A 13,744-nucleotide genomic window follows, 5' to 3' on the forward strand; every position below is an offset into this window, starting at 1 on the left:
TTCTCCTGCCTTTCAAAAATGAACCTTAATCTTGATGTCTATAAATCATGTTAAGTTTAATAAAGTTCATCAATACAATTTAAGTAAGGAACAATAATGGGGTAACTAGTTTTAAGCAATGTTCCAAACTGTCTGCATTCTTCTATAGATATTGACTTTCTTCCGCCTTGTTGCTGCCTTTGCCAAAAGGTAAGAATATCGGAAGCTTTCATAAAATAAATTTCATTATATAATGAAAATTTTATAATGACAAACGATATTCCACCATGAATCATCACATTTTCCATATGTTGAATCTGATGTAAGTGGAAATTTTGTAAAGGGAAACTAGTCTTGTTGTTAGTTTCTTTTGCTTCAAAGTCAATATACTTTCCTTTATAAATGCCATTGTAATCAGTAGTTGATGCTTGCTTAAAATAGGCCTCTCGAATAACTGCTGCACTTCTTTTTGGATAATCTACTTTTACTATTTGTACTGGTGTTGGTTTTTTATGTATGTTTGCAATATTATTTGCTAAATAATACGTATTAGTAGCATTTAAATCTTCCTCAAGAGACATTCCTCGATTACTATAAGTATTTCCTGATTTTGAAATGAATTCATTGTTTTTTAGAATATTATTTTTTCGATTAGGATATTTTATTGTCATTTAAACCAACTCCGCCTTAAAATACATACAAATGTATTATAGCACTAAAACAGACGTTCGTGTATAAATAACCATGAATGCAGAGGTGATCAAATGATCCTGCAACACGATAGCTGGAAGGAATATATAAAACAAAGAAGAAAAGAACATAATGTAAATCGAAATGAAAATGAATTAATTGAATTGATTAAGCACGAAACAATTCGAAATAACAGTGATAATATCTCAAGGACGATTGCATATCAAAATTATTATTTCAGAATGAATTCTATTCAATGGTCATTTTTAGCAAGTATGGTATCTCGTAATGCAGGCTATAACATGACGGATCTGGAAAATCAAAATTTTATTAATGGACTCAGTCTAAAACAAAGAAAGCAATTATATTTAACATACGAAAGGGCTAATTGGATCATTTTTTCTGATGCTTTTCCTCAGTTATTATTATTTGAGTTCTCTGTAAAACAAAATAAACCATTATTTTATTTACTCAAGCATTTTTCCGTCTCAAGTTTTATGGAAATTGAGTGGGAGAAATATTGGACAAATCGCGATCATGTTCGATTAGTTTATTCACTCATTATTAATGAACAAAATATGATTGAAAAACCCGTTATCCAAGATGAGTATTTCAAGCATGAAGTGTTTGATACCTTGTCGTATAAACTACAAGAACAATTGAAATTAAGTAGCGTGATTTTTCCCAATTTATTAGGAGAAGTATATGGTATGTCCATTTTTCAGTTTCAAGAAATTGATAAAAGGATCCAAATAGGAAAACAATTATATTCAATATTATTTCATGAAGATCTGCACCAACTTTTTTGCGAATTTGCAAAACAAATAACTCATTCAGGAAGTAGAAATGACTATGAAGAAATAGTGGGATTTGCAAAATCAAATAATCCGAAATTAAGGGACGTATATCCTATAATCCCTCATAAAAGAACAAAATCATTTGACTGGTATAATTCTACTGTATTCCAACAGGGATGGTATAAGAAAGAGCATTATTCTGATCAATTTAAATTTAAAGAAACGTTTTTAATGAAACAAGATCTGATGATGTCACTATTAAAAATGAAATCATTGTTCAAATAAAAGAAGTTAGCATATACATGCTAACTTCTTTTTGTTTACATCTTTACGACCGAGGTCATAAGTCCAAGTCAAATGTTGACTAATGATAACCTTATCCGATTTGGTATTATGATTGTCGGAATACAATTAATCTGCACAGCTTATGTTGCAGGGAAATTTGGTCCTTCAATTTTCGGATTACCTGTTCCTTGAGATTTACTTTTTTCTTGTTTCTTCTTTTTAACATTTTTATTTTTTGCCATATGTAACACCTCCCATTTATAACTTTCCCAAAAGAGTTATTAGATACAATTCTTTTTGTCGAATATGAAGAGGAAAATAGAAAAATTCACTTTGTTTAGCGAAAAAGTACTAGTTTTGTCAACGTAGAAGGAGGTGAAGTTTTACTCGTTGAATACTTGTAATATAGGAAATTTGGTGTACAAAAGATGAAGAGGAGTTGAACTGTATGGAGGTAATTCAAAAAGAAGAATTTTTTCGAGCAATTGATGAATTTTTAAATGAGGTTGAATTTATTGAACACTCTTTAGCTTCTAGAATGAGTCAAAAATGTGAAGAAGAAAAAAATTCACTTTTAAATAAGGTTCAGTCTACTACGGTACATCTTCACCATTTTGAAAAGAAAGTTAATCAAGCAAGCCAAGGTGGAGGATGGATTTCTACACCTTTATTAGGAAGAAAGTTAGCGTTTATTTAACAAATAATCTTATAAATAAAATAAAGAGATACCCATCTACGATCATCGTGAACGGGTATCTCTTTATTTATATTTAATTTTAATGGCCAATCAATTTGGCTTATTTGCACCAGACAATTCAAGTTCTTTAATTAATGCTCTATAATGTTGAAACGTAACTTCACCATTCAGGTAATTTTGTTGTAAGAAATCCATTAATTGATTAAGATCAGTTGGTTCAAAACTTTTTAAAGAAATAAACTTGTTCTTCAATTCTAGCAATGTCATTATTACCCCTCCAACATTAAATTTAATAAAAAACTTGTTTTTATTACATAAAATGTACCATAAATACTCAAGATTTAAATTTTTTTAAAAATTTAAACTTCCGACAGTAAATGACAAAAAAAGTAGCGATCAGATTTTTTAGATTGTAACAATTTAGGCAATTACATCATACAAATACTAAAAGAATAAATATAATGGGTGTGAGAAAAATGAGACATCAAATGTTTCCTCCAAATCACGTTGATAACAGTTTTGAATGGTTTCGAAATCAACATCAATTAAATGACCATTATTATCATAATGGGACATTTAATCCATATGATTTAAACCAACAGCAAAACGAAATGATTCAACGGTATTATGGGAATATGATTCAACCATATTCTCAAAACCAATTACAAACAACAGAAGTTCAACAAACTATGCAAATGATGGAAACGGCTCCTACAAGCGAGACTCAAACATTTCAGGCTATGAACCAGATGGAAGACATACAACAACATGCTTATCAAGAACAAGGTACAATGTTTGCATCACCGCCTGAATATGCTCAAGCACAGCCTCATTTGATGCAAAATCCTGCGGGACTATATCCTAGTCAGCCTTATGCTACGCCATTAGAGAGCGGTTTTCCAGGGTATGGGCAACAGCCACAAGCGACGAATTATTCTAATTTTCAGTTGTATTCAAACCCTTATGGTGACCAAAATTTTCAAACACAATTTTCTAATTTCACTCAACAACAACCACAACAGCAACAATATGGGCAAATGATGCAAGGTGGACCGTTTTCAACACCTTCTATGTTTGCACCTAGTACTCCTTATCCAACACAACCAAAACAATTAAACCAACAAAATAGTAACGGTCAATCGTTTCAATTTTCTTCTATTTTAAATCAATTTAAGAATTCCTCTGGATCGTATGATGTACCCAAAATGATGAGTACAGCAGGACAAATGATGAATACCGTGAATCAAGTAGGAGGACTGTTCAAGCAAATTGGATTTTTCTTCAAATAAAAAAGCCAGGATATCTCCTGGCTTTAATCATTTCTAAAAAGAGAATGTACTAGCTTATAACGATCAGCACGATACACAGTCAATTCATGTTCAAGTACTTTTCCACTTCTCAAGTAAGTTGTACGATCAATAGATAACACAGGAGAATTTGGTGGAATTTCAAGCAGTTTTGCTTCTTCTTCACTTGCTAATCTTGCTTGAATTGATTGATCTGCATATTGAATTGGATCGGGAATATTTGAATTCACATATTCATAAAAAGATTTTTCAAGTACAGTTTGATTTAAGTTAGGGGCTAATTCGCATGACACATAAATGCTTTCAATAGACATCGGCTTTAAATCAGCTAAACGGACTCTTTTAATTTTATAAATGGGATCATTTTCGGTTATTTTTAATATATTTGCTAATGATGAATCTGTTTTTATAATTTCAAATTCAATTAATTTGCTACTTGGTTTTAATCCTCTTTCAATCATTTCTTCTGTGTAACTATTTAATCTACTAATTCGTTTTTCTACTTTTTGACGACTAACAAATGTACCTTTGCCTTTTTGACGATATACGAAACCTTCTTGAACAAGATTATTTAAAGCTTGTCTTACAGTCATTCTAGATATCTGGAATTTTTCAGAAAACTCTCTTTCAGAAGGAATTAATTCATCGGCTGGATATTCTCCGGATGTAATTTTTGATTTTATATATTCTAATAGTTGATGGTAAATTGGAACTGGTGAATTTTTGTTAATCATGGTTTACTCCTCGTATAGCTGTGTATTTACAATTAATTGGTAAATAAAACGATTTCATACTTATTTTATAGGAATAAGGTGTAATCGGCAACGGTAGATTTTTATTATAAATGTCAAAATATTTAAACTTTTATTTACGTTAAATTAATAGTTGTGAATTTTGTTCAAACCTTTTAAAATTAAAATTGTTGACATTTTAGATACTTTAATATATTGGAGAGAAAAAGATTGAAAAACAAAATTCTTTTTTTATTTTTTATTACTTTAACATTAACGTTTATTATCTTTACTAGTTTTAAACAAGCATTATATGTAATTCTTTCATAGAAATCAAAAATTTTTCGTTCATTTCAAGATAACGTAATAGAAAGTGAACTTTTTAACAAATTAAGGAATACTACTTACTTATAAGGCATTATTTCCGACACAAATTAATTTATATACATCTAAGATTAAATCGGATATTATTTTCCTCGAGAGAACAGTAATGATCGTACAAGCTATAAAAATGGTTTCCACAAATTCGGTTCTAATGATCATCTTAACAATTATTTTGTTACTCCAATAATTTATCCTGCATTTACAGTAGATGTCGTAAGTAGAAATGTAATTAGATTGAGTTAAGAAGATTATTTTATAAAAGTGCATATTTGAAAAGAATACAAATAACGAGGGAAGAGCATTTTGTTCTTCCTGATTTCTTGTGAGGTCATATGAGAGTACTACTAGTTTCAGGATATAAATCTTTTGAATTAGGCATTTCATCAAATAAACATGACGCAGTAAAATACATAAAAAAAGCAATAAAAAATAAAATTTTTTCTTACATAGACGATGGTTTGGAATGGATTATCATTTCTGGTCAAATGGGAATTGAATTATGGGCAGCGGAGGTTGTTTTTGAGCTACAACTTGAATATCCTCACTTACAATTAGCAGTCTTCACACCGTATGAAGACCAGGATAAAAACTGGAATGAAGCAAACAAACTTTATTATGAGGAAATATTAGCTCAGGCAGATCATGTTGATTCAATTTCAAGAAAGCCATATGAATCACCAGCTCAGTTAAAAGCTAAAAATGAATTTTTAATTAGCAAAAGTGAAGGTTGTATCCTTTTATATGACACAGAAAAAGAAGGTTCTCCTAAATATTTGTATGATTTAGCGATTAGGAAAAAAGAATTATATCAATATTCGATTGATCTAGTAACTTTTGATGATTTACAAGTGATTGCAGAGGAATTTATTGAGAATGATGCGAATGATTATAGGGAATTATAGAATAGATAATTGACAATTTATTAAGTCTCTGAAAAAATAGAAGGTAAATATTTCTAAATGTTTTGGGGTGACACACATGGAATCAACAAAAATAAAACTAAGTATAAAAGATATCCTAAACAAAGAGTTCAAAGTTTCAATGCGTGGATATAATCAAGAAGAGGTTGACCAATACTTAGATACAATTATTAAAGATTATGAATCGTTTCAAAATCAAATAGTAGCCCTACAACAAGAAAATGCAAAGTATAAAAAATTATTAGAAGATCAAAAAAATACGACTCCAACTCCTTCGCCATTTAACAATACGAATACGGATGTATTAAAAAGATTATCTAATTTAGAGAAGCATGTTTTTGGTAGTAAACTATTCGAATAATTTTTACTAATCTTATTATGAAAGAAAGCATTGCAAACTAAAGTAGAATTTACTATACTAGATAATGTTCGTTTCATTATGTTCGGGTAATCGCTGCAACGCTAGACGTTGTTGAGGAAAGTCCATGCTCGCACAGACCTGAGATGGCTGTAGTGTTCGTGCCTATCGAAGTCATAAGATAGGGTAGCTGTAAAGCTAACGGCAGGGAACGGACCTAAGTCCTTTATGGATATGGTTCTACTACCTTTAAAGTGCCACAGTGACGTAGTCCTCGAAGAAATGAGAGGAGTGGAACGCGGTAAACCCCACGAGCGAGAAACCCAAATTATGGTAGGGGAATCCTTTCGAAGGAATTGAACTTAGAAAGGGACAGAGTATTTCTGTAGATAGATGATTACCACCTTTACGTACGAGGCGAGAGCCGTTTGTAGTACTAAGGAACAGAACATGGCTTACAGAACATATGAAATGATGAAACTGTTTAAAACTCTCTAATCCTTGGAGAGTTTTTTGTAATTTTGACGCGTTTTGTTCATAATGAAGATATGGAAAATAAAAATAGAAAAGTTCATTCTTTTTGAGTGAGATAGGTGAAAAAATTGACTAAATATACACTGATTGCAACAGCTGCTATGGGAATTGAGGCATTAGTTGCAAGAGAAGTTAAAAGCTTAGGGTTTGAAGATGTACAGGTGGAAAATGGCCGCGTTTTATTTAAGGCTGATGAAGATGGTATCGTTAAAGCTAATCTATGGTTAAGAACAGCGGATCGTGTGAAGCTTCGAGTTGGTGAATTTAAAGCAACTTCTTTTGATGAATTATTCGAGAAAACAAAAGCATTACCATGGCATATGTTTATTCCTAGAAATGGACAATTCCCTGTTACTGGTAAATCCCAAAAATCGAAATTATTTTCAGTTTCGGATTGTCAAGCGATTGTAAAAAAAGCAATAGTAGATAAATTAAAAACGATTCAAAATGTACAAGGAATGCTAATAGAGGATGGACCATTATTCCGAGTAGAGGTTTCCATCTTAAAAGATATTGTAACTTTAACAATTGATACAACAGGCCGTGAAGGATTACATAAAAGAGGATACCGCGTTGAACAAGGTGAAGCACCATTAAAAGAAACACTTGCGGCTTCATTAATTTTATTAACGAACTGGAATGCTGATTTACCATTTGTTGATCCATTTTGTGGTTCAGGAACTATTCCAATTGAGGCTGCTTTAATTGGTCAAAATATTGCTCCAGGTTCTTTTAGAAGCTTTGCTTCAGAAGAATGGCACTGGATTGGTAAAAAACGTTGGAACGAAGCAAGACAAGAAGCAGATGATTTGGCAAATTATGATCAAAAATTAGAAATAATTGGTTCAGACATCGACCATAGAATGATTAATGTATCTAAAGCAAATGCTGATGAAATAGGACTAGCAGACTCAATCTCATTTAAGCAAATGCAAGTAAAGGATTTTACGACTAGATTAGACTATGGTTATGTTGTCACAAATCCACCATATGGCGAACGTTTAAATGATCGTCCATATGTTGAAAAATTATATGCTGATATGGGTCAGGTTTACACGAAATTAGACACATGGTCGGTTTATGTTTTAACTAGTCATGAAGGCTTTGAACAATTTTACGGTAAACCAGCAACTAAAAAACGTAAATTGTTTAACGGTTTTATTAAAACGGATTATTACCAATACTTTGGGAAACGTCCACCTAGAAATGTTGAATAATGAAATGGAAAAAAGTACTAATTAAAATACTAATTAGTACTTTTTTAACAAACAAAAATGTATGTGATTTTATAAATTGATTGATGGCACGATTCTAAAACCATGATTTTTTTCAAGAAGATGTGCTACATGCCAATTTGTTTCCGCAGTACTTTTATAGCTGGTTACCATGTCATGGAATTCATCACTAGTAAAGTGATTCTCATGTTGTAGTAAATAAAGATCCCTTACTACACTTAAATCATCATTTGTATCAAAATTCGATTGAATCAATGAATACAAATACAATCAATCATCTCCTATACAATATTAGTTGTTTGGACATATTTAATAGTTTTCCCATAATCACCTAGTTCATTTCTAATTTTTATGTAGGTTATGAGAGTTTATATAAACAGTTTTAAGATAATTTTGTTAAAATGACATTAAGTGAAATGAAATATGGTTAAAGGGATGAGATATATGAAGAAACCACGCATTGGTATGGTCGGCTTAGGAAATATTGCTCAAAAAGCTTATTTGCCGATACTAGCGAAAGAAACAAACTGGAGTTTTGAAGGTGCTTTTTCACCAAGTGAGGATAAGCGCAAATCGATTTGTTCACAATATCGTATTCAAGATTTTAGTAGTCTACAAACACTTGCTGATCAATGTGATGCAGTATTTGTTCATAGCTCAACTAGCACACATTTTGAGATCGTTTCTTTCCTATTAACTTTAGGGAAAGAAGTTTATGTTGATAAGCCATTAGCTGCTACTATTGAAGAATCTGAAAAATTAGTGGAGTTAGCGATCAAACATGATCGAAAATTAATGGTAGGATTTAATAGAAGGTTCGCACCTATGTATGTAGCTGCAAAAGAGCAAGCAAAGAATATTGCTTCAATTCGTTTTGAAAAGCATAGAATGGATAGCATCGGTCCAAATTCATATGAATTCACGATGTTAGATGATTATCTTCATTTAGTAGATACTGCTAGGTGGTTAACAAATGGAGATTTGAATGTTATTGATTCCACAATAAATGTAAATAATGAAAACAATCTTATTTACGCTGGTCATTTATTTAAATCTGAATTAAATGTTCCGATTTTTACTGAGATGCATCGTAAAGCTGGTACAAATTTAGAAAAATTAGAACTAGTAGCAGAAGGGGCTATTATTCGTGTAAAGAACATGAATACAATGGAGACTGAATCAAATAACCAACTCTCGATTTCAACAGCTCTTTCATGGGATACTACTTTAAAGCAGAGAGGCTTTGAAGATTGTATTAATCATTTTATAGACTGTGTTCAAAATGACCAAAAACCTGAAATTGATGGAGAAGAAGGTCTAAAGTCTCAAATCCTGTTAAATCAATTATTAGAAACTTGAATATAAATTGAAAACAAAAAATTACCTCTTCCTTTATATTTAGCGCGTATTATTGTACTTTTAGTAAATATTTTGTATGATAGCCATTAGAGACTATTTTTTAACATCAATGTAACAACAAATAAATTAGTGAATGTAAAGTTCTCATAGAGAACTTTTTTCTTTTTAATTAACATTTTGGGGGTAGCAATGAGTACAACATCAAAATTGCCTTTTGAGGTAGGGAAGCAAGATTCATTTATAGACAAGCTTGGGGAATGGATTGGAGATGTTTTTTACGATCTATTACCAGATGCTGGTTATGAATTAAGAGATGAACAAATTTTTATGGCGTATCAAGTCGAACGTGCTTTTAAAGAAAAGAAGGTTATTTTTGCTGAAGCAGGTGTTGGAACTGGTAAAACATTTGTTTATTTACTGTACTGCTTATGCTATGCAAGATATACTGGGAAGCCTGCAATTATCGCATGTGCAGATGAATCTTTAATTGAACAGCTTGTTAAAAAAAATGGTGATATTGAAAAATTATCTAATGCTTTAAATTTAGCAATTGATGTTCGATTAGCAAAATCAACAACGAATTATTTATGTCTGAAAAAGCTAGATATTCAGCGAACAGAAGATGAGACATCAGATCAAGTATTGGCAGTGTACGATAACTTACCAAGTTTTGTTAACGATTATGGTACATTACAAACATTTACGCCATATGGAGATCGAACTGAATATAAAGAGTTAACTGATGAAGAGTGGGACACAATTTCTTATGACTATTTCCAAGATTGTTCAACATGCGATCAAAGGCATCGTTGTGGACAAACTCTTTCAAGAGAACACTATCGTAAAGCAACTGATTTAATTGTATGTTCTCAAGAGTTTTATATGGAACATATTTGGACTGTCGATTCAAGAAAACGTGAAGGTCAGTTACCACTACTACCAAATCCTAGTTGTGTCGTATTTGACGAAGGACACTTACTAGAGTTTGCCAGCCAAAAATCATTAACATACAGATTACAACAAGAAACCTTAAATACGTTTCTTTCATTCTTAATGCAATCTGGTACGAGAGAGAGCTTCCAAGAATTATTGGAAGATACTTTGGAAACATATGATCAATTCTTTTACGAATTAGATAATAACAGTGTAGAAGTTGAAGGATCTAAACGTTATCAACTGAACATGAACAATCAGTTATTGTCATTAGCAAAACGACTAAAAGCTCAAATCAGCAAAATTGGAGATGAATTAGTTTTTGAAAGTGAAATGTATACAATTGATGAATATCAATTAAATATTGTTGATGAACATTTAGATGATGTTGAGCGTTGTTTGAATTTATTTATTAATGAATCATCTGCAATTCAATGGATTGAATATAACAAAAATGAGTTAACGCTTGTTATTATGCCGAAAGCTGTTAATGAGTTATTACAAGAGAAAGTATTCAAACAAAAAATGCCAATTCTATTCTCGTCAGCGACACTTTCACAAAATAGTTCATTTGAATATATCGCAAATAGTTTAGGTATTAAAGATTTTTTATCTTTTTCCGTTAATTCTCCATTTGATTATGAAGAACAAATGAAAATTGAAATAAATAGAATTGACCAAAATGAAACAGATCAGAAAAACCGCATCATTATTGAAGCTTTAAAAAATAATAACGGTAGCTCTTTAGTCTTGTTTAATTCTTCGAAAGAAATGAAACAATTCAAGTCATTAATCGAACAAGAAAATTTACAATTCCCTCTTTATTTTGAAGGGGAGGAAGAAATTAGCTCGATCGTTCAAAAGTTCCAAGAAAATCAGACAGCTTCACTATGTGCTGTTCATCTGTGGGAAGGACTTGATATTCAAGGGGAATCATTAAGCCAGGTAATTATCCATTCATTACCATTCCCTCCAAATGATCCAGTGTTCCAATCAAAACGTCAAAATACAGCTAACCCATATACAGAAATCGATGAACCATATATGCTACTTAGATTACGACAAGGGATCGGTCGACTAATTCGTAGTCATGAAGATCGTGGTAAAATCATTCTATTTTTAGAAAATGATTTACAAAAAGAGACTTATGATAAAGTATTAAAAAGTTTACCAATAGAGCCAACAATAAAAAGCTAGCGAATGCTAGCTTTTTTGTATTAATAACAAATCCCAACCCTATACTGAATAAATTTTTCTTCAAAAAACTCCTTCACCGCGAAGTTAGCCGTATCACCCGTTGAAATACTTTTTCCATCTGCTGGTAAGAAGTTTTCACTAACTCGATAGTTTTTGGTAATAGGACCATCGGGTAAATACGTTGGACAAACAATTGTCCAATTCAGTCTACTTCCATTTAATAAATGAAATACTTTTTCATGATCGCTAGCTGCGGTTTTTGACTTTCGTTTTGATTCAGAACTTATATATCGTAGAGTATTTGGTTCAACTCTAGATTGTAAAATTCCTGCTGTACCGATTGTAACAATACGCTGAATATGAAATTCTTCAAGAAGCGGAACAAGTATTTGCATTGATTTTGATAGAGTTTCATTTTCGTTTGTATTTAACGCTGAAATAACGCCATCAATTCCTTCAATAGATTTTCTTATATCCTCTGATTGTAATACATCACCTTGAAATATCTTAAGTAATGGATGTTGAATTGTAAGTTTTTGTTGATCTCTTACCAATACTGTTACTTCATAATTCTCTTCTAATAATAAATTAAGGATTTGTTTTCCTACTCTTCCAGTTGCACCTAATAATAAAATTCTCATACGAACACCTCACCTAAAACACATTGTACTATAAATGTTTTACAAATGTCCTAGATAAAAATTGGAAGAATTTAGTCATAAATATGATAGAATGATAGTGAAAATATCAAGTTCATTGAAAAGAGGGAGAAAAATGGAATTACATTTAGTACAAGAAGAGTTTACTGATTATTTAAAGAAAATTGAAAATTATAATGAAGCCATTAATGTAATGTATTGGGATTTACGTACAGGCGCACCAAAAAATGGGGCAGAGCAGCGCTCAAATGTAATTAGTCAACTTTCTTCAGAAGTATTTGAGATGACGACTTCAGAAAAAATGGAACAATATTTGACACGTCTTGAAAGTGAAATTGGTACAGGACAGTTAAGTGAAATTGTAGAGAAATCAGTTAAAGAATGTAGAAAAGAATATGATTTAAACTGTAAAATTCCAAAAAATGAATATGCAGAATATGTTAAATTATGTGCTTTAAGTGAATCAGCATGGGAAGAAGCGAAGGATTCGGGAGATTTCTTAACATTTCAGCCATATTTAGAGAAAATAGTTGAAATGAAGAAGAAATTTATAGAGTACTGGGGTTATACAGACAAAAAGTATGATACATTACTTAACTTCTATGAGCCTGGAATGACGACGAAAAAGCTTGATGAAGTGTTTAGTAAAGTACGAGAAAGTCTAGTGCCACTAGTTTCAAAAATTTCTAATTCTGGTGTTTCACTTCAAAGAGATGAATTATTTCAACCAATTTCTAAAGATATTCAAAAAGAAGTTAGTGAAAACGTATTACGTAAATTAGGATATAATTTTCAATCAGGACGACTGGACGAAACAGTGCACCCGTTTCAAATTACATTAAACCCAGGTGATGTACGAGTTACAACAAAATACATTGAAGATAATTTTATGAGTGCTTTATTTGGTACGATTCATGAATGTGGCCACGCACTTTATGAACAAAATCTATCAGCTAATTTAATTGGAACACCATTATGTTCTGGGGCATCAATGGGAATCCATGAATCACAATCACTATTTTTTGAAAATATGATTGGAAGAAGTTTAGAATTTTGGGAAACGCAATATGAAGAATTAAAAGCGCAAACAGGTGAGTTCTTTAAAGATTTGACTGTTGAAGAGTTCTATCAAGCAATCAATCATAGTGAACCTTCTTATATTAGAATTGAAGCAGATGAATGTACATACCCACTTCATATAATGGTTCGATACGAAATTGAAAAAGAACTTTTTGATGGTGATTTACAAGTTAAAGATTTACCAAAGGTTTGGAATGAAAAAATGGAGAAATACTTAGGGATCGTTCCTTCTAATAATCGTGAAGGAGTACTTCAAGATGTGCATTGGTCTGGTGGAGACTTCGGGTATTTCCCATCATATGCGCTAGGAGCAATGTATGCAGCCCAATTTAAACATAAAATGAAACAAGACTTACCAAATTATGAACAACTTCTAAAAAGTGGTGAACTGCACCAAATCGTAAATTGGCTTACTTTACATATTCATCAATATGGAAAATTAAAAAAACCATCAGAATTACTAATCGATATTACAGGTGAAGATTTAAACGTAAAATACTTTATTGATTACCTGGAAGAGAAATATTCTAAGCTTTATAAATTAGTATAATCGTAATTAGATTTTGAATGAAAAAGAGTCGATCCTAGATCGGCTCTTT

The 13,744-nt window shown here is 31.4% G+C and carries 14 protein-coding genes and 1 other RNA gene; 10 read left to right on the forward strand and 5 right to left on the reverse strand.

The window, feature by feature from the left end:
- Positions 1-56: 56 nt before the first annotated feature.
- Positions 57-650: a Holliday junction resolvase RecU gene (gene recU / locus CAB05_RS08765; protein ID WP_087999441.1), complete on the reverse strand. Its 594-nt coding sequence runs from the start codon at positions 648-650 to the stop codon at positions 57-59.
- A gap of 93 nt (positions 651-743) precedes the next feature.
- Between recU and CAB05_RS08770 the strand changes: the two genes are divergently transcribed.
- A complete protein-coding gene (locus CAB05_RS08770; RefSeq protein WP_087999442.1) occupies positions 744-1,751 on the forward strand; it encodes a DUF2515 family protein in 1,008 nt (335 codons plus the stop codon).
- Positions 1,752-2,199: 448 nt separating this feature from the next.
- The gene (locus CAB05_RS08775) at positions 2,200-2,448 is read left to right on the forward strand and encodes a hypothetical protein (protein ID WP_087999443.1); all 249 of its coding nucleotides are present in this window, start codon (positions 2,200-2,202) and stop codon (positions 2,446-2,448) included.
- A gap of 90 nt (positions 2,449-2,538) precedes the next feature.
- On the opposite strand, the gene yppF is transcribed toward CAB05_RS08775, so the two are convergent.
- Entirely contained in the window at positions 2,539-2,715 is a 177-nt protein-coding gene (gene yppF, locus CAB05_RS08780) for a YppF family protein (RefSeq protein WP_087999444.1), read from the reverse strand.
- A gap of 209 nt (positions 2,716-2,924) precedes the next feature.
- Here yppF and CAB05_RS22735 point away from each other — a divergent pair, with 209 nt between their 5' ends.
- The gene (locus CAB05_RS22735) at positions 2,925-3,737 is read left to right on the forward strand and encodes a YppG family protein (RefSeq protein ID WP_371870371.1); all 813 of its coding nucleotides are present in this window, start codon (positions 2,925-2,927) and stop codon (positions 3,735-3,737) included.
- A 23-nt stretch (positions 3,738-3,760) separates the two neighbouring features.
- On the opposite strand, the gene CAB05_RS08790 is transcribed toward CAB05_RS22735, so the two are convergent.
- Positions 3,761-4,489 (reverse strand): GntR family transcriptional regulator, encoded by a 729-nt coding sequence (locus tag CAB05_RS08790; protein WP_087999445.1) that lies wholly within the window; start codon positions 4,487-4,489, stop codon positions 3,761-3,763.
- A gap of 713 nt (positions 4,490-5,202) precedes the next feature.
- On the opposite strand from CAB05_RS08790, the gene CAB05_RS08795 reads away from it, so the two are divergent.
- The 4 genes from CAB05_RS08795 to CAB05_RS08810 all read left to right on the forward strand — a co-directional run bounded on the left by CAB05_RS08795 (position 5,203) and on the right by CAB05_RS08810 (position 7,899).
- Complete coding sequence (locus CAB05_RS08795) at positions 5,203-5,772, forward strand: SLOG family protein (protein WP_087999446.1); 570 nt, start codon at positions 5,203-5,205, stop codon at positions 5,770-5,772.
- 76 nt (positions 5,773-5,848) lie between these two features.
- Entirely contained in the window at positions 5,849-6,151 is a 303-nt protein-coding gene (gene gpsB / locus CAB05_RS08800; RefSeq protein WP_087999447.1) for a cell division regulator GpsB, read from the forward strand.
- A 78-nt stretch (positions 6,152-6,229) separates the two neighbouring features.
- Positions 6,230-6,611: RNase P RNA component class B (gene rnpB, locus CAB05_RS08805), an RNA gene on the forward strand.
- Positions 6,612-6,750: 139 nt separating this feature from the next.
- Positions 6,751-7,899, forward strand: coding sequence for a THUMP domain-containing class I SAM-dependent RNA methyltransferase (locus CAB05_RS08810; protein WP_087999448.1), 1,149 nt, complete (start codon positions 6,751-6,753; stop codon positions 7,897-7,899).
- Between the two features lie 69 nt (positions 7,900-7,968).
- Here CAB05_RS08810 and CAB05_RS08815 read toward each other — a convergent pair whose 3' ends face one another.
- The gene (locus CAB05_RS08815; protein ID WP_087999449.1) at positions 7,969-8,187 is read right to left on the reverse strand and encodes a hypothetical protein; all 219 of its coding nucleotides are present in this window, start codon (positions 8,185-8,187) and stop codon (positions 7,969-7,971) included.
- 174 nt (positions 8,188-8,361) lie between these two features.
- On the opposite strand from CAB05_RS08815, the gene CAB05_RS08820 reads away from it, so the two are divergent.
- Both CAB05_RS08820 and CAB05_RS08825 read left to right on the forward strand, forming a co-directional pair.
- A complete protein-coding gene (locus tag CAB05_RS08820) occupies positions 8,362-9,276 on the forward strand; it encodes a Gfo/Idh/MocA family protein (RefSeq protein ID WP_087999450.1) in 915 nt (304 codons plus the stop codon).
- A 189-nt stretch (positions 9,277-9,465) separates the two neighbouring features.
- On the forward strand, positions 9,466-11,406 hold the full coding sequence (locus CAB05_RS08825; protein ID WP_087999451.1) for an ATP-dependent DNA helicase: 1,941 nt from the start codon (positions 9,466-9,468) through the stop codon (positions 11,404-11,406).
- Positions 11,407-11,426: 20 nt separating this feature from the next.
- Here CAB05_RS08825 and CAB05_RS08830 read toward each other — a convergent pair whose 3' ends face one another.
- The gene (locus CAB05_RS08830; RefSeq protein ID WP_087999452.1) at positions 11,427-12,047 is read right to left on the reverse strand and encodes an NAD(P)-dependent oxidoreductase; all 621 of its coding nucleotides are present in this window, start codon (positions 12,045-12,047) and stop codon (positions 11,427-11,429) included.
- A 133-nt stretch (positions 12,048-12,180) separates the two neighbouring features.
- Here CAB05_RS08830 and CAB05_RS08835 point away from each other — a divergent pair, with 133 nt between their 5' ends.
- Positions 12,181-13,695: a carboxypeptidase M32 gene (locus CAB05_RS08835; protein ID WP_087999453.1), complete on the forward strand. Its 1,515-nt coding sequence runs from the start codon at positions 12,181-12,183 to the stop codon at positions 13,693-13,695.
- Positions 13,696-13,744: the final 49 nt, after the last annotated feature.

This window comes from Gottfriedia solisilvae (assembly GCF_002128405.1).
Lineage (GTDB): Bacteria > Bacillota > Bacilli > Bacillales > Bacillaceae_G > Gottfriedia > Gottfriedia solisilvae.